The organism is Halocynthiibacter sp. C4, from assembly GCF_028823805.1.
Lineage (GTDB): Bacteria > Pseudomonadota > Alphaproteobacteria > Rhodobacterales > Rhodobacteraceae > Falsihalocynthiibacter > Falsihalocynthiibacter halioticoli.
In genome coordinates this window covers 383,830-400,627 of record NZ_JAPEIE010000002.1, presented here as the reverse complement: position 1 = coordinate 400,627, position 16,798 = coordinate 383,830, and the positions used below count along the sequence as shown (strand labels likewise).

17 protein-coding genes are annotated in these 16,798 nt (G+C 54.8%); 13 read left to right on the top strand and 4 right to left on the bottom strand.

Annotated elements, in window-relative coordinates; genetic code table 11:
- Window positions 1–14: 14 nt before the first annotated feature.
- From OU789_RS09035 to OU789_RS09015, 5 genes are all read left to right on the top strand, one after another.
- Complete coding sequence (locus OU789_RS09035) at window positions 15–638, top strand: ATP-dependent Clp protease proteolytic subunit (RefSeq protein ID WP_263952744.1); 624 nt, start codon at window positions 15–17, stop codon at window positions 636–638.
- 142 nt (window positions 639–780) lie between these two features.
- Window positions 781–2,046 (top strand): ATP-dependent Clp protease ATP-binding subunit ClpX, encoded by a 1,266-nt coding sequence (gene clpX, locus OU789_RS09030; protein WP_274655195.1) that lies wholly within the window; start codon window positions 781–783, stop codon window positions 2,044–2,046.
- Between the two features lie 175 nt (window positions 2,047–2,221).
- Window positions 2,222–2,596, top strand: coding sequence for an NADH:ubiquinone oxidoreductase subunit NDUFA12 (locus OU789_RS09025; RefSeq protein WP_274655193.1), 375 nt, complete (start codon window positions 2,222–2,224; stop codon window positions 2,594–2,596).
- A gap of 2 nt (window positions 2,597–2,598) precedes the next feature.
- Complete coding sequence (gene mlaD, locus OU789_RS09020; protein WP_263952747.1) at window positions 2,599–3,048, top strand: outer membrane lipid asymmetry maintenance protein MlaD; 450 nt, start codon at window positions 2,599–2,601, stop codon at window positions 3,046–3,048.
- Window positions 3,045–3,620, top strand: coding sequence for a DUF2155 domain-containing protein (locus OU789_RS09015; protein ID WP_274655190.1), 576 nt, complete (start codon window positions 3,045–3,047; stop codon window positions 3,618–3,620). The genes mlaD and OU789_RS09015 overlap by 4 nt, the downstream gene beginning before the upstream one ends.
- Here the strand turns inward: OU789_RS09015 and aat are convergent.
- The 3 genes from aat to accB are packed head-to-tail and all read right to left on the bottom strand — an operon-like array spanning window position 3,557 to window position 6,106.
- On the bottom strand, window positions 3,557–4,198 hold the full coding sequence (aat, locus tag OU789_RS09010; RefSeq protein WP_274655188.1) for a leucyl/phenylalanyl-tRNA--protein transferase: 642 nt from the start codon (window positions 4,196–4,198) through the stop codon (window positions 3,557–3,559). The two genes, OU789_RS09015 and aat, sit on opposite strands and share 64 nt — an antisense overlap.
- Window positions 4,199–4,250: 52 nt before the next feature.
- Window positions 4,251–5,600 (bottom strand): acetyl-CoA carboxylase biotin carboxylase subunit, encoded by a 1,350-nt coding sequence (gene accC, locus OU789_RS09005; protein WP_274655186.1) that lies wholly within the window; start codon window positions 5,598–5,600, stop codon window positions 4,251–4,253.
- Between the two features lie 11 nt (window positions 5,601–5,611).
- Entirely contained in the window at window positions 5,612–6,106 is a 495-nt protein-coding gene (accB, locus tag OU789_RS09000; RefSeq protein WP_274655184.1) for an acetyl-CoA carboxylase biotin carboxyl carrier protein, read from the bottom strand.
- A 292-nt stretch (window positions 6,107–6,398) separates the two neighbouring features.
- On the opposite strand from accB, the gene OU789_RS08995 reads away from it, so the two are divergent.
- A complete protein-coding gene (locus OU789_RS08995; protein WP_274655182.1) occupies window positions 6,399–7,739 on the top strand; it encodes an NAD(P)-dependent oxidoreductase in 1,341 nt (446 codons plus the stop codon).
- A 3-nt stretch (window positions 7,740–7,742) separates the two neighbouring features.
- Entirely contained in the window at window positions 7,743–9,044 is a 1,302-nt protein-coding gene (preA, locus tag OU789_RS08990; protein ID WP_263952753.1) for an NAD-dependent dihydropyrimidine dehydrogenase subunit PreA, read from the top strand.
- Between the two features lie 55 nt (window positions 9,045–9,099).
- On the opposite strand, the gene OU789_RS08985 is transcribed toward preA, so the two are convergent.
- A complete protein-coding gene (locus OU789_RS08985; RefSeq protein WP_263952754.1) occupies window positions 9,100–9,723 on the bottom strand; it encodes a TetR family transcriptional regulator C-terminal domain-containing protein in 624 nt (207 codons plus the stop codon).
- 249 nt (window positions 9,724–9,972) lie between these two features.
- Between OU789_RS08985 and OU789_RS08980 the strand changes: the two genes are divergently transcribed.
- The 6 genes from OU789_RS08980 to OU789_RS08955 all read left to right on the top strand — a co-directional run bounded on the left by OU789_RS08980 (window position 9,973) and on the right by OU789_RS08955 (window position 16,769).
- Window positions 9,973–11,301, top strand: a complete 1,329-nt coding sequence (locus tag OU789_RS08980; protein ID WP_274655179.1) for an aspartate aminotransferase family protein — start codon at window positions 9,973–9,975, stop codon at window positions 11,299–11,301.
- 34 nt (window positions 11,302–11,335) lie between these two features.
- Window positions 11,336–12,586 (top strand): Zn-dependent hydrolase, encoded by a 1,251-nt coding sequence (locus tag OU789_RS08975; protein WP_274655177.1) that lies wholly within the window; start codon window positions 11,336–11,338, stop codon window positions 12,584–12,586.
- 79 nt (window positions 12,587–12,665) lie between these two features.
- A complete protein-coding gene (gene hydA / locus OU789_RS08970) occupies window positions 12,666–14,126 on the top strand; it encodes a dihydropyrimidinase (protein WP_263952757.1) in 1,461 nt (486 codons plus the stop codon).
- 68 nt (window positions 14,127–14,194) lie between these two features.
- Window positions 14,195–14,992 (top strand): ABC transporter ATP-binding protein, encoded by a 798-nt coding sequence (locus OU789_RS08965; protein ID WP_274656026.1) that lies wholly within the window; start codon window positions 14,195–14,197, stop codon window positions 14,990–14,992.
- A gap of 59 nt (window positions 14,993–15,051) precedes the next feature.
- Complete coding sequence (locus OU789_RS08960; RefSeq protein WP_263952758.1) at window positions 15,052–15,927, top strand: ABC transporter permease; 876 nt, start codon at window positions 15,052–15,054, stop codon at window positions 15,925–15,927.
- Window positions 15,924–16,769 (top strand): ABC transporter permease, encoded by an 846-nt coding sequence (locus tag OU789_RS08955; protein WP_274655173.1) that lies wholly within the window; start codon window positions 15,924–15,926, stop codon window positions 16,767–16,769. The genes OU789_RS08960 and OU789_RS08955 overlap by 4 nt, the downstream gene beginning before the upstream one ends.
- Window positions 16,770–16,798 lie beyond the last annotated feature (29 nt).

Genomic DNA, 16,798 nt, shown 5'->3' with positions numbered 1-16,798 from the left:
CAGGCAGGCGGAATATGAACGATCCAGTAGAGACATATATGAACCTCGTCCCCATGGTGGTCGAGCAAACGAGCCGTGGCGAGCGGGCCTATGATATTTTCTCCCGCCTCCTGAAAGAGCGGATCATCTTTGTGAACGGCCCTGTGCATGACGGCATGAGCCAGCTTGTCGTTGCGCAGCTTCTACACCTTGAGGCGGAGAACCCTGAAAAGGAAATCTCCATGTATATCAACAGCCCCGGTGGCGTTGTGACCTCGGGTTTGTCGATCTATGACACGATGCAATACATCAAACCCAAGGTAAGCACGCTTTGCGTTGGTCAAGCCGCTTCTATGGGCAGCTTGTTGCTTGCCGCGGGCGCACCAGGCATGCGTTTCTCCCTCCCGAACAGCCGGATCATGGTTCACCAGCCATCCGGCGGGTATCAGGGGCAAGCGACGGATATCATGATCCACGCGCAGGAAACCCAGAAGCTCAAGGATCGTTTGAACAACATCTATGTGAAGCACACAGGGCAGAAGCTCAAAGCTGTTGTTGACGGGCTGGAGCGCGATAACTTCATGTCTGCCGAAGAGGCAAAAGACTGGGGCTTGATCGACGAAATCGTCGAAAACCGCGTGAAACCGGAAGACTCCTAATCGATTTGGCAATACGGCAGGGTGATTTTGCCGTTGTACAAGAAAATTGGCTGCCCTAAGCTACGGGCAAGGGCAGCCGCACAATAGCTTACTAAGCTTGGTTCGGCGCAAATGGCCACACAGGATCAAGCAGAGGATCAAAATGGCGAATACGACGAGCGGCGACAGCAAAAACACCCTCTATTGCTCTTTTTGCGGAAAGAGCCAGCATGAGGTGCGAAAACTGATTGCCGGACCAACCGTTTTCATTTGCGACGAATGTGTCGAGCTGTGTATGGACATCATCCGCGAGGAGACAAAGTCCAGCGGGCTGAAAGCGACGGATGGCGTTCCAACACCAAAAGAAATCTGCGAAGTTCTGGATGATTATGTGATCGGGCAGGGGCATGCCAAACGGGTGCTTTCTGTTGCGGTCCACAACCATTACAAGCGCCTGAATAACTCCGGAAAATCCGGCGATATTGAGCTTGCGAAGTCCAATATCATGCTGATCGGTCCAACGGGTTGCGGTAAAACCTTGTTGGCGCAAACGTTGGCGCGGATTTTGGATGTACCTTTCACAATGGCCGATGCCACAACCCTCACCGAAGCGGGCTACGTGGGTGAGGACGTTGAAAACATCATCCTCAAGCTGCTTCAGGCGAGTGAATATAACGTCGAACGCGCGCAACGCGGCATCGTTTATATTGACGAGGTGGATAAGATTACGCGCAAGTCTGACAACCCTTCGATCACCCGAGATGTATCGGGCGAGGGTGTGCAACAGGCGCTGTTGAAGATCATGGAAGGCACGGTTGCCTCTGTGCCGCCACAAGGTGGCCGCAAGCATCCGCAGCAAGAGTTCCTGCAAGTCGACACGACCAACATCCTCTTTATTTGCGGTGGTGCATTTGCGGGTCTGGACAAGATCATCGCGCAGCGCGGCAAGGGCTCCGCAATGGGCTTTGGCGCCAATGTGAAGAGCAATGATGATCGTGGCGTTGGCGAAATTTTCCAAGAGCTTGAGCCTGAAGATTTGCTCAAATTTGGTCTAATCCCCGAATTTGTTGGCCGCCTTCCGGTTATTGCAACGCTTGAAGATCTGGATGCGGACGCACTTGTTACAATTCTGACCAAGCCGAAAAACGCATTGGTGAAGCAATACCAGCTTCTGTTCGAACTAGAGGACGCCAAACTGACCTTTACGGATGACGCGCTCAAATCCATCGCCGCACGGGCGATTGAGCGTAAAACCGGGGCGCGTGGTTTGCGGTCTATCCTCGAAGACATCCTGCTCGACACTATGTTTGACCTTCCTGGTCTGACCGAAGTGAAAGAGGTCGTGGTGAACGAAGAGGCCGTCAAAGGCGAGGCTGCACCGCTTCTCGTTTACGAGGACGCCAAGGAAGAGCCTGTAAGCGCAGGATAATCCCACCTCGTTACAGCGAATATGCGGCTCCGATTTCGGGGCCGTTTTTCGTTTATCCGCCTATCTTTGCCAGAAGTGCGCGAAAAACAGCGGCAAATTGCCCGCATGGGCCCGCAACAGGCTGGACCTCGGCGCACAAACACGGCATATCTACCCTGTAATTTCGGAGGGCCTTATGCGCTTTATTCTCAGCCTGTTGACTTGGTGGAACAACGAAACTCTCGGCATGCGCTTTTTCACATGGCGCAAAGGGGAGCAAGTTGGCGAAGACGAACAGGGCAACCGCTATTACCAGAACAAGGACGGAAGCCGTCGTTGGGTGATTTACAACGGCAACGTCGAAGCGAGCCGCATTTCGCCGGATTGGCATGGCTGGCTGCATTTTACATGGAACGAAACACCAAAGGATGCGCCGCTTGCCCATAAAGCATGGGAAAAGCCGCTTGAGGAGAACGCAACCGGTACACTGGCGGCCTATGCGCCGGCTGGGTCCATGCGCCGTCCCGAGCCTGCTGTGCGTTCCGATTACGAAGCCTGGCAGCCTGAATAGATATGAGTGATTCCCCGACCGAAGTGGTTGTTGGGGGCGTGGTGTTGGCCGTTGCCCTTGGTTTTTTGGCCTACGCAAGTCAGGCCACAGGTTTTGGTGCGCGCTCCTCTGGGTATCCGCTTACTGCCAGTTTTCGCTCCGCTGAGGGCGTCTCGGTTGGCACAGATGTTCGGCTTGGCGGCGTCAAAATTGGTACCGTCACGGGAATGGAACTTAATCCAACAACATTCCGCGCTGATACAGAGATTTCGATTTTGAATGGTCTTGAGTTGCCTGACGACAGTGCGATTACCATCGCAAGCGAAGGGCTGCTTGGCGGGAGCTTTGTTGAAATCGTTCCGGGTGGATCACCATTCAATTATGAACCCGGCTCAGAGATCGAGGATACGCAAAGCGCCGTGAGCCTTGTGTCCTTGCTGCTCAAGTTTGTGTCAGGGTCTTCCGAGCAATGATACTACGCCCCATTTACATCGCCCTTGCGGGTATGGCCGGATTTTCGTTGGCTTCGGCGGCTCATGCCCAAGAGATCGACGAATCTGTTCTGCCTTCCTTCGAAGAGGGCATGGGGCTCACAGGTGATGAGCCCGTCACCGAAGAAGAAATCGGCCGAATCTTTACGATTGATCCAGAGGGTCGCGAGATACTTGATGGTCGAGCCAATGCCAGCTTCGGCGACATTGATCGCGAAGTGGTGGAGCAGGTTGAAACGGCGAATGGCGCTGTTTTGCGTGGCTTGGATCGCGTGTCCACAGGGTTTGACGACTATGAGGTAAAGAACGGCACCTCAACAAAGGTTGGTCCGCTTCTGGTGACACTCGGCGAGTGCCGCTATCCGGCTGACAACCCGTCAGGCGAGGCCTATGCCTATCTGACGATCAAGGATGAACTTGTCGGGCAGATGGTATTTGAGGGCTGGATGATGGCATCTGCGCCGGCACTCAATGCGCTCGACCATTCGCGTTACGACGTTTGGGTGTTGCGCTGCACGATTGATGCGCCTGAAGGCACCGAAGAATCCGAATAGAAATTCGCATCCACGCGCAAGGCATCGGCCAACTGGGCGCGGTAAGTTGCGCGCGGAATTTCGATAGCGCCGAGGCTCGCCAAATGCGGGGTCAGGAACTGCGTGTCAAACAGCACGTAGCCACATCGTCGAAGCCGATCAACCAGATAGGCCAACGCGATTTTTGAGGCATCCCGCTGCCGGGAAAACATGCTTTCCCCGAAGAATGCACCGCCAAGAGTGACGCCGTAAACGCCACCGACAAGCGCATCTTGGTCCCAAACTTCGAGGGAGTGGGCAAAGCCGTGTTCGTTTAAGGCGTTATAAAGGCTGAATATTTCATCGTTAATCCATGTTTCTTCTCGGTCCGCGCAGGCACTCACGCAGGCGGCGAAATCACGGTTAACGTGGATTTGGTAGCTTCCCTTGCGCAAGCTGCGCGCGAGGCTTCGGGAGATATGAAAACCGTCGAGGGGAAAGATGCCACGATGTTGCGGATCAACCCAGAAAATCTCGGGATTGTCGCGGCTTTCGGCCATCGGAAACACGCCCGCGGCATAAGCATTCAGCAGGATTTCAGGAGTGAGCTCTGTGGTCATAAACCGTCGCGGAAAGCAAAAACGCCCGCCTCAAATCTGGGCGGGCGTTGGATTAGGCTGCTAGATTGGTTTCGAGCCATTTCTCTAGCCAGTGGATGTCATAATCACCCGTCAGGATTTCCGGCTCTTCGAGTAGGGCGTCAAACAGCGGCAGCGTTGTCGCCACGCCATCAACGATCAGCTCGCCCAAAGCACGTTTGAGGCGCGCGAGGGCTTCGGGCCGATTGCGGCCATGAACGATGAGCTTACCGATAAGCGAATCGTAGTAGGGCGGAATCGAATAGCCGTCATACAGCGCGCTATCCATCCGCACACCAAGCCCGCCTGGCGCGTGGTATTGCGTGATTTTGCCGGGGCAAGGCGCAAAGTTTGGCAAGCGCTCTGCGTTAATGCGAACTTCGATCGCATGGCCGTTGATCACGAGGTCATTCTGACCGAAGGACATATCCATGCCAGCGGCAACGCGGATTTGCTCGCGCACGAGGTCCACCCCGAAAATTGCTTCGGTTACAGGGTGTTCCACCTGAAGGCGGGTGTTCATCTCGATGAAATAGAACTCGCCGTCTTCATAGAGGAATTCGATCGTGCCAGCGCCGATATAGTTGATTTTGGCAACCGCTTCGGCACAGGTTTTGCCGATTTGGGCGCGCAGCTCAGGCGTGATGACGGGGCCGGGGGCCTCTTCGAATACCTTTTGGTGACGACGCTGGAGCGAACAATCCCGCTCACCGAGGTGAACAGCGTTACCTTTACCATCGCCGAATACTTGAATTTCGATATGGCGCGGCTTGCCGAGATACTTCTCGATATAGACTTCGTCGTTACCGAAGGCTGATTTGCCCTCTGCGCGCGCTGTGCGGAACGCCACTTCGAGCTCTTCGATGGACTTGGCAAGTTTCATACCGCGGCCACCACCACCAGCGGTTGCTTTGATGATGACTGGGAAGCCAACTTCTTCGGCAACTTTCACCGCAGTTTCGTAATCAGGAACGCCGCCCGCGCTTCCGGGAACACAGGGCACACCAAGGTTGATCATGGTGTCTTTGGCGGTGATCTTGTCGCCCATCGTGCGGATGTGCTCGGCCGTTGGGCCGATAAACGCGATGTCGTGATCTTCGAGCGCCTGAACAAAGGCCGCGTTTTCCGACAGGAAGCCATAACCGGGGTGGATCGCTTGCGCGCCGGTGACTTCACAGGCAGCAATGATCGACGCCACGTTCAAATAGCTGTCAGTTGAGGAGGGAGGGCCGATACAAATGGCTTCATCGGCCATCCGTACATGCATTGCGTCTGAATCCGCGGTGGAATGAACGGCCACCGATTTGATGCCCATTTCCCGACACGCGCGGATCACACGCAGGGCAATTTCGCCCCGGTTTGCGATCAAAATTTTCTCAAACATTGCCACTGGCCTTATTCGATGATCATCAGGGGTTGGCCGAATTCAACGGCGTCGCCGTCAGCCACCAGAATACGTTTCACAGTGCCCGAGCTTGGTGACGGGATGTGGTTCATTGTTTTCATCGCTTCGACGATCATCAATGTGTCGCCTTCGGAGACTTTGTCGCCGACGGAAACGAAGGCTGCCGCGCCTGGCTCTGCGGCCATATAGGCGGTGCCGACAACTGGCGATGGTACTGCGCCCGGATGATCGGAAGGATCGTCGCTCGCTGCAGCAGGTGCAGGGGCCGCTGCAGGTGATGCAGGGGCGGCAGCGGGTGCGGCCGCAACAGGTGCTGGCGCCGCAGCAGCAACGGAGACCACCTCGTTTTTCCGGCTCACCCGGACATTGAGGCTGTCGTCTGCGCCATATTCGCGCTTTACCTGAAGCTCTGTCAGATCGTTTTCGTTAAGCAGTTCTGCGAGTGCTTTGATAAAAGCCACGTCTGATTCATGTTTTTTGGTCATGCCGTCCTCGATGGTTTCCGTCGCACGTTATTATTGCCTTTGCTCGGCCGCGCGGTTTCGCACGCTTATAGACCGTTGCACCGTGATAGAAAAGCATTCCTGCGCCAATTAATAGGGGCAAGTTCACGAATTTTCGCCTGAGCAACGCTTATCGGCAAAGCATCTGTGCGTAAAAAATGCTGAAAAATCAGGCATGCATAAGAAAAATGCAATCTAGCAAAATTTACCATTTGATAAAAAAATGGACCTATGCCACGCTTTACCTAATAAAAATGCCAGCAGGGAGGCTCAAATGCCGAACAGCCAGTTCACCCCCGGAATCGCATCGGGGCGGTTGTCAGATACCGAATTGAAGGAAAACTTTGCCGATTTGCACGCGCCACTTGAGGCGCACGAGGCCTTGGTTGCCGCAGATCGGTGTTACTTTTGCCATGACGCGCCGTGCATGACGGCCTGTCCGACCAGCATCGATATTCCGCTGTTCATCCGCCAGATTGCAACGGGAACCCCCGAAGCAGCGGCGCAGACGATTTTTGATCAGAATATTCTTGGTGGTATGTGCGCACGCGTTTGCCCGACAGAGACGCTTTGTGAAGAAGTCTGCGTGAGGGAAACAGCAGAGGGAAAACCGGTCGAGATTGGCCGTCTTCAACGCTACGCAACCGATACGGTGATGGAGTCGGGCAAGCATCCTTATACACGTGCGGATGCCACGGGCAAAAAGGTTGCCGTTGTGGGCGCGGGGCCAGCAGGGCTTTCTGCGGCGCACCGTTTGGCCATGAAAGGGCACGACGTAACTGTTTATGACGCGCGCAAGAAAGCGGGCGGTCTTAATGAGTTTGGGATCGCGGCCTATAAGTCGGTCGATTCATTTGCCGAGCGCGAAGTAGAATGGCTGTTGAAAATCGGTGGCATCATCCTTGAAACGGGTAAGGCTCTTGGCGAGGATTTCACGCTTGCCAGCCTGCAAGATGAGTTTGACGCTGTTTTCCTCGGGATGGGGCTTGGCGGTGTCAATGCACTTCGGGCCGAGGGCGAAGACAAAAGCGGCGTCGCAGATGCCGTTGATTTCATTTCAGAATTGCGCCAGTCAAACGATCTGTCCTCCCTGGCGGTCGGGCGCAATGTCGTGGTAATTGGCGGCGGTATGACCGCTGTTGACGCCGCGGTTCAGAGCAAGCTCCTTGGTGCGCAGAACGTGACCATTGCCTATCGCCGCGATAAGGGCGCGATGGGGGCGAGCCAGTATGAACAAGAACTGGCCACAGCCAAGGGTGTTCGCATTCTCTATAATGCCGCACCCAAAAAGGTGATTGGGAATGGCGCGGTTGAAGGTGTAGAATTCGAATACACCACCACCGAAGGCGGCAAGCTCAAAGGAACGGGTGAAACCGTAACGCTTGAGGCCGATCAGGTGTTCAAAGCTATCGGCCAAACACTCTCGGGCGCGCCCGAAGAACTGGCGATGGACGGAGGCAAGATCGCCGTGTCCGAAGTTGGCGCAACAAGTGTCACCGGTATATGGGCGGGCGGCGATTGCGCAAGCGGCGGCGATGATCTGACCGTGACTGCGGTTGCCGAAGGGCGCGACGCTGCCGAGGACATACACAGCTATTTGATGGGAGGAGCCTAAGCCATGGCTGATCTAACAAGCACATTCGTAGGCATTAAATCACCCAACCCGTTTTGGCTCGCCTCGGCCCCGCCAACCGATAAGGAATACAACGTTCGCCGCGCCTTTGAGGCCGGTTGGGGTGGTGTGGTCTGGAAAACTCTTGGCTCTGAAGGGCCGCCCGTTGTGAACGTCAATGGCCCGCGCTATGGCGCAATTTTTGGCGCAGACCGCCGCTTGCTGGGCCTAAACAACATCGAGTTGATCACAGATCGCCCGCTGCAAACCAACCTGCGCGAAATCAAAGCGGTGAAGCGCGATTATCCGGACCGCGCGGTTGTCGTTTCGCTTATGGTGCCGTGTGAAGAAGATGCGTGGAAAGCAATCTTGCCCGTTGTTGAAGAGACTGGCGCGGATGGCGTTGAGTTGAACTTCGGTTGCCCGCACGGCATGGCAGAGCGTGGCATGGGCTCGGCTGTCGGTCAGGTGCCGGAATACATCGAGATGGTCACCCGTTGGTGTAAGCAAAACACACGGATGCCCGTCATCGTGAAGCTTACGCCAAACATCACTGATATTCGCAAGCCCGCCGAAGCGGCGAAACGAGGTGGCGCGGATGCTGTCAGCCTGATTAACACAATCAACTCAATCACTTCGGTCGATCTGGATGCGATGAGCCCTGAGCCGATGATTGATGGTAAGGGCACGCACGGCGGCTATTGCGGCCCTGCGGTGAAGCCGATTGCGATGAACATGGTCGCAGAAATCGCGCGCAATGCCGAAACGGCGGATGTGCCGATTTCCGGCATCGGCGGCATTACAACATGGCGCGATGCGGCGGAGTTCATGGCGCTTGGTGCTGGCAATGTTCAGGTGTGTACAGCTGCGATGACCTATGGGTTCAAAGTTGTGCAGGAAATGATTTCCGGTCTTAGCCAGTGGATGGATGAGAAAGGATACGAAAGCACAGCTGATTTCGTTGGCAAAGCGACGCCGAATGTCACCGATTGGCAGTATCTTAACCTCAATCACGTCACCAAAGCTGTCATCAACCAAGACGATTGCATCAAATGTGGTCGCTGCTATGCCGCTTGCGAAGACACCAGCCATCAGGCGATTTTGATGTCTGAGGATCGGGTGTTCACCGTGGACGATAGCGAATGCGTGGCCTGTAACCTCTGTGTGAATGTGTGCCCGGTCGAGAACTGCATCACCATGAAAACGCTTGAAAAAGGCGAAGTGGATGAGCGGACGGGCGAAAAGGTTGGCGATTATTCCAACTGGACAGAGCACCCCAACAACCCAGCGGTTGTTGCTGCGGAATAGTCTCTGGCAAATCTACAAAGAAAAGGCCCGGCGATCGCGTCGGGCCTTTTTCTGTTTACGCCGTATGCGCGTCGAGCAATCGGGTAAACAGGGTATCAAGAAAAGCTTCGGCATCAGGGAAGGGATCAACATGTTCGCCGCCCAGAACCATTCGTACTTGAACGTCGAAATCTGCGTAATGCTGCGTTAGGGACCAGATTGAAAACAAAAGGTGACGCGGATTAACGCGCGCGATTTTGCCTTCTTCGATCCAACCTTCGATCACCTTTGATTTCTCGTCCACGAGGTCCTTCAACTCCCCTTGGATCGCGCCACCGATCCGCGGTGCACCTTGAAGAATTTCATTGGCAAACAGTCGGCTTTCGCGCGGAAAATCGCGGCTCATTTGAAGCTTGCGGCGCACATAATCAAGGATTTCTGCGCGGGGTTCGCCATCGGCATTCAGTTTGTGAAGCGGATCAAGCCATGTTTCCATAAGCTCTTCCAAAAGGGTTGCGTGGATGGCCTCTTTGGACGGGAAATAATAGAGCAAATTGGGCTTGCTCATGCCGGCGGCTTCGGAAATCTGGTCCAGTGTCGAGCCGCGAAACCCGAACTGGGAAAACACTTCGAGCGCAGCCTCGAGAATCGTCGCCGTGTTCTTTTGCTGGATGCGCGTGTTTGGTTTTTTCCTGTTCATAACCGGCCTTTCCTGCCTGAGTATCCGCTTGCGCGATACCGTATTGCCACGGCTTTTAACCTCTCGCGTAAAAAAGTACCATTCCCTCCGTGGAGGTGGTGGAATCCTGTGCAAATGCGCAGTTTTTACGCAAAAAGCCGAGTCGAAAAACTTGACTGACTTACCTTCTCTGCTAGCGTGAGATTGACCGAATGGTCAAATAATTTCGAAATGCGCCAAGAACAGGCATTTCATGTGGAGGACCGCCCTATGGCAAACGATCACACAAATATCCCCAATGACCTTTCGGCATTCTGGATGCCGTTTACGGCGAACCGCCAGTATAAGAAGGCACCGCGCCTTTTTACGGCGGCGAAGGATATGCACTACACAACGGCCGATGGGCGGCAGGTTTTGGATGGCACCGCAGGATTGTGGTGTTGTAACGCGGGGCATGCGCGCCCCAAGATTACCGAGGCAGTCCAAAAACAAGTAGCCGAACTTGATTATGCGCCAGCGTTTCAAATGGGCCACCCGAAAGCCTTCGAACTGGCAAGCACCATTCGAGATATTGCGCCGAAGGGCATGGAGCATGTGTTCTTTACAAACTCGGGGTCAGAGTCGGTTGAGACCGCGCTCAAGATCGCGCTCGCCTATCAGCGCGCCATTGGGCAGGGCACACGCACGCGGCTTGTTGGGCGCGAAAAGGGCTATCACGGTGTAAATTTTGGCGGAATCTCCGTCGGCGGCCTTGTGAACAATCGCCGGATGTTTGGCCAGCACCTCAACGGAACGCTGCATCTTCCGCATACGCATCTGATCGACAAGAACGCCTATACCAAGGGCCAGCCAGAGCATGGCTGGGAGCTTGCCGATGATCTTGAACGGATGGTCGCGCTGCACGGCGAGGAAACGATCGCCGCCGTGATCGTCGAGCCGATGGCGGGGTCTGCGGGGGTTATTATGCCGCCGAAAGGGTATCTTGAGCGGCTTCGCGAACTGACCAAGAAATACGGTATTTTGCTTATTTTTGATGAGGTTATCACGGGTTTTGGCCGTTTGGGGTCCAGCTTTGCGGCGGAGCATTTCGACGTGCAGCCTGATCTTATCACCACGGCCAAAGGGCTGACCAACGGTGTAATTCCAATGGGGGCCGTGCTTGCCACAAGCGAAATCCACGATGCCTTTATGACAGGCCCCGAACATATGATCGAGCTGTTCCACGGTTACACATATTCGGGCAATCCGGTTGCCTGTGCGGCGGGCTTGGCAACGCTTGAAACCTATCGCGAAGAAGATTTGTTCAATCGTGCGGACAGCATGGCTGAATACTGGCAGGAGGCGCTTCACAGCCTTAAGGGGCTGCCGCATGTCATTGATATTCGCAACATGGGTCTTATCGGCGCGGTCGAGCTTGAGCCGATTGCCGGTGAGCCAACCAAGCGTGCGTTTAATGCCTTCCTAGAGGCCTATGACAAGGGCGTATTGATCCGCACCACGGGTGACATCATCGCCATGAGCCCGCCACTAATCATCGAAAAAGAACATATAGACCAGCTTATCGGGACCTTAGCCGACGTTCTTAAATCGTTAGACTAAGCAATACCGAGGCCAGCAGCAGGAGAGAACCCACATGCCAGCACCAGGAGAGAACCTGAAAATCAACGGCGACCGTCTTTGGGACAGCCTTATGGAGATGGCCCAGATCGGGCCAGGTGTCGCAGGAGGCAACAACCGCCAGACAGTGACCGATGAAGACGCCGAAGGCCGCGCTTTGTTTCAGGAGTGGTGCGAAGAGGCTGGCTGCACAATGGGGCTGGACCAGATGGGCAACATGTTTGCCCATCGCGAAGGAACAGACCCCGACGCGCTTCCAGTTTATGTGGGGAGCCACCTAGATACCCAGCCCACCGGCGGGAAATACGATGGTGTGTTGGGGGTTCTTGGCGGATTGGAACTGCTGCGGACAATGAATGACCTTGGCATCAAGACCAAGCATCCCATTGTCGTCACCAACTGGACCAACGAAGAGGGCACGCGCTTTGCCCCCGCGATGCTGGCGTCTGGTGTTTTTGCGGGCATGCACACGCAAGAGTGGGCCTATGACCGCGAAGATGCCGAAGGCAAAAAGTTCGGCGATGAGCTGGCACGGATCGGGTGGCGCGGCGAAGAAGAAGTCGGCGCGCGCAAGATGCACGCCTTCTTTGAACTACACATCGAACAAGGGCCGATCCTTGAAGCCGAGGGCAAAGACATTGGCGTTGTCACCCACGGGCAGGGGCTGTCATGGACCGAAGTCACAATCACTGGCAAAGACGCGCACACAGGCTCGACTCCGATGCCGATGCGCCGCGATGCGGGTCTTGGGCTTGCGCATTGCCTTGAGCTTGTGAACCAGATTGCGTTGTCGCACGCGCCTCATGCCGTTGGTGCTGCGGGGCATATTGATGTATACCCCAATTCGCGCAACGTGATCCCTGGAAAAGTCGTGTTCACCGTCGATTTCCGTAGCCCAGAGCTTGAGGTGATCGAAGATATGGAAAGCCGTTTTAAGGACGGCGCCAAAAAGATCTGCGATGAAATGGGGCTCGAGGTTTCGTTCAAAAAGACTGGCGGGTTTGATCCGGTGGCCTTTGATGAAAACTGCGTAACGGCCGTGCGCAATGCGGCTGAGCGCCTTGGCTACAGCCATATGAACATAATCTCGGGTGCAGGGCATGATGCATGCTGGATCAACCGTGTTGCCCCCACGGCCATGGTAATGTGCCCCTGCGTTGACGGGCTGTCGCATAATGAGGCCGAGGAGATTTCCAAGGAATGGGCCGCCGCAGGCGCGGATGTGCTGCTCCATGCTGTTTTGGAAACAGCGGAAATTGTGGAATAACAAGGATATGCGGCGGGAAACGGCCTGCCGCGTTGGTCCTGTTCGAAGATAGAGGGCGCACCCCTCAGGGAGAAAGCTAATGACCAAAGTTATCAAAAACGGCACCGTTTGTACCGCTGATCGGACGTGGAAAGCCGATGTTCTGATTGAAGGGGAAACCATCAAGCAGATTGGCGAGAACCTTACTGGCGATGAATATATTGATGCCGAAGGTGCCTATGTCATCCCGGGCGGGATTGATCCGCACACCCACCTCGAGATGCCCTTTATGGGGACCACCGCCGCTGAAACTTTCGAGAGCGGTACATGGGCCGCGGCTGCTGGCGGTACCACGATGCTGGTTGATTTCTGTCTTCCGGGCGAGGACGGGTCAATCAAAAATGCGATCAACGAATGGCATCGCAAATCAGCACCTCAGATTTGTGCTGACATCGGCTATCACATGGCGATCACCGGCTGGAACGAACAGATCCACGCCGAAATGAAAGACGCCGTTGATATGGGCGTTAACTCTTTCAAACATTTTATGGCCTACAAAGGCGCCTTAATGGTTGAAGATGATGAAATGTTTGCCTCCTTCCAGCGCTGCAAAGAGCTTGGCGCGCTTCCGATGGTGCATGCGGAAAATGGGGATATCGTTGATATCCTTCAGAAAAAATACCTCGCCGAAGGGATAACTGGCCCTGAAGGTCACGCCTATTCGCGTCCCGCTGAAGTTGAGGGAGAGGCGGCAAACCGTGCGATCACAATCGCCGATGCCGCTGGAACGCCGCTCTATATTGTGCATGTTTCCTGTGAACAGGCGCATGAAGCGATCCGCCGCGCCCGTCAGAAGGGCATGCGCATTTACGGCGAGCCTTTAATCCAGTTCCTGACGCTTGATGAAAGCGAGTATTTCAAAGGGGATTGGATGCATTCCGCCCGCCGCGTGATGAGCCCTCCGTTCCGCGACAAAAGCCATCAGGCGAGCCTCTGGGCAGGTCTGCAAAGCGGCTCTTTGCAGGTTGTCGCAACGGACCACGCCGCCTTTACCAGCGAACAAAAGCTGATGGGTAAGGATAACTTCTGTTTGATTCCAAACGGTTCTAACGGCCTTGAAGAGCGCCTCGCAGTACTTTGGACTGAGGGTGTTGAAACTGGCCGCCTGACGCCGAACGAGTTTGTCGCCGCGACAAGTTCCAATGTGGCTAAAATCCTCAATATCTATCCAAAGAAAGGTGCGATTGTTGAGGGGGCAGACGCTGATATCGTGGTTTGGGATCCGAAAATCAGCAAAACTATCAGCCAAGCAAACCATCACTCGGTGCTTGATTATAACGTGTTCGAAGGTTTCGAGGTTACGGCGCAGAGCCGCTATACGCTAAGCCGTGGCGAAGTGATCTGGGCGTGGGGGCAAAACAGTCAGCCACAGCCGGGCCGTGGCCGTTTCGTGCCGCGCCCTGCGTTCTCTAGCGCCAGCAAAGCCCTGAGCAAGTGGAAAGAACTGAATAGCCCGCGCACCATCAAACGCGATCCAATGAACATCCCAGCAGGCATCTGATCGGGAAATAAACCTTGGCGCATCCACTCGGGTGCGTCACATCAACGACCGGAAAACCGGCACTACCCATGGGGGGCGGCGTGAGCCAAGCAACTGTAATAGAAGCCAAAAATCTTGATCTTACATTCCAGACAAACGACGGGCCGGTTCACGCGCTCAAGAATGTGAACTTACAGATCAATAAGGGCGATTTCGTGAGTTTCATCGGCCCGTCAGGCTGTGGCAAGACCACGTTTCTCCGCACAATCGCGGCCCTCGAAACGCCGACAAGCGGCACGTTGACCGTAAACGGCATGAGCGCCGAAGAGGCCCGCAAGAACCGCGCTTACGGCTATGTTTTTCAGGCCGCGGGGCTTTATCCGTGGCGCACGATTGCGGGCAATATCAAGCTGCCACTGGAGATCATGGGCTTTGACAAAGCAGAGCAGAACCAGCGTGTGGAGCGGGTTTTGGAACTGGTGGATCTGGCTGGTTTCGGCAACAAATATCCATGGCAGCTTTCTGGCGGGATGCAGCAGCGGGCGAGCATCGCGCGGGCGCTGGCCTTTGACGCGGACATCCTTCTGATGGACGAACCCTTTGGCGCGCTTGACGAGATTGTTCGCGATCACCTTAACGAACAACTCTTGAAGCTTTGGGATCGTACCAACAAGACCATCGGATTTGTGACCCACTCCATTCCCGAGGCAGTTTACCTCAGCACGAAAATCGTCGTGATGAGCCCGCGTCCGGGGCGGATTACCGATGTGATCGAAAGCACATTGCCACGCGAACGGCCGCTGGAAATTCGCGACAGCGCCGAGTTTATCGAGATCGCTCACCGCGTTCGCGACGGGTTGAGAGCAGGGCATGACGACAATGCGTAGCCCTGTGATGATTGAACATATCGAACATTATTTTGCTTGTTTCGCGGGGAGCGCCGCGTATGCGTAGCATAATTCCAATATTAACCGTTGTTGCGGCCATTTTCGCGATTTGGTTCGTCGGCAGCTTCTTCATGAACAAACAATGGACGCTCGATCAGGCAGAGCGCGCCGGAACAACCCTCTCATTTAGCGAAGTTCTGGCTGATACGATGACTCAGGAGCGGCCAAAACTCCCGACACCAATTCAGGTTTTTGACGAACTCTGGGAAACGACGGGCGCCAAGGTTCTTGATGGTAAGGCTATGTCAAAACGCAGCTTGATTTATCACGGCTGGATTACCCTCAGTTCAACGCTTGTCGGCTTTGTCATCGGGACACTTGCGGGCATTCTTCTGGCCGTTGGTATCGTGCACAACAAGGCAATGGACATGAGCGTGATGCCATGGGCGATTGCCAGCCAAACCATTCCGATCCTCGCGATTGCGCCGATGATCGTTGTGGTTATGAACTCAATTGGTGTGCAGGGGCTGCTGCCCAAGGCGATCATCGCGGCCTATCTGTCGTTCTTCCCTGTGGTTGTCGGCATGGTCAAGGGCCTACGCTCGCCGAATGCGATGCAGCTTGATCTGATGAAAACCTATAACGCGGGGCAGTTCGAGACATTCTGGAAACTGCGCCTACCTAGCTCGATGCCGTTCCTGTTTACGTCGCTCAAAGTCGGTATCGCCGCCTCGCTCGTCGGTGCCATTGTTGCCGAGCTTTCCTCAAGTCCGCTGGCCGGATTTGGCGGGCGGATGCTTTCAGGGAGCTACTACGGGCAGACCATCCAGATTTGGAGCGCTCTATTCGCCGCTGCGATTGTGGCCGCTTGCCTTGTTGGAATTGTCGGTGTGATTCAGCAACTCACGCTTAAGAAAATGGGGATGGCGCAATGATTTGGGTGATTGCTGTTACTATTTTTTGGATCGCTGCACTTATTGTGAACATCCGAATTGCGAACTCTGCGTGGGGAAATACGCGGGCGGGCCGGATATTTGTACCTGTTCTCTTCGGGCTGACAATCTTGATCGTTTGGGAAGGGCTGGTGCGCGGGTTGCAAATCCCCGCTGTAATCTTGCCACCACCAAGTGCAATCGCGGTTCGGTTTTCAGAGAGTCTCGATATTCTCTGGATGGATTTTGTGCAGACCTTCCTAAAAGGCGCATTGTCTGGGTTTGCGATCGGCTGCGGGGCGGCGTTCCTGACGGCAATCTTGATTGATCGTTCGCCATTCCTTCAGCGCGGTTTGCTTCCTGTGGGGAACTTTATTGCGGCTCTGCCGATCATAGGAACCGCGCCCATCCTTGTGATGTGGTTCGGTTTTGATTGGCAAAGTAAAGCGGCTGTCGTTGTTGCGATGGTGTTTTTCCCGATGCTCGTGAATACCGTTCAGGGCCTTAAGGAAACCGAAGCCATGCAGCGGGATTTGATGCACACATATGCGGCAAGTTACTGGCAAAGCTTGTTTAAATTGCGTCTTCCAGCCGCGATGCCATTTGTTTTTAACGGGCTTAAAATTTCAACAACACTGGCGCTTATCGGTGCAATTGTTGCGGAATTCTTTGGATCGCCTACACGAGGCATGGGGTTTCGCATTTCTATCGAGGTCGGACGGCTTGGGCTTGATATGGTCTGGGCGGAAATTACAGTAGCGGCCATTGCAGGTACGCTATTTTACGGAATCGTGACGCTTGTGGAGAAGAAGGTAACATTTTGGCACCCCTCACAACGTAAATGATGATAACCTAACAAAAAAACCAACATGGG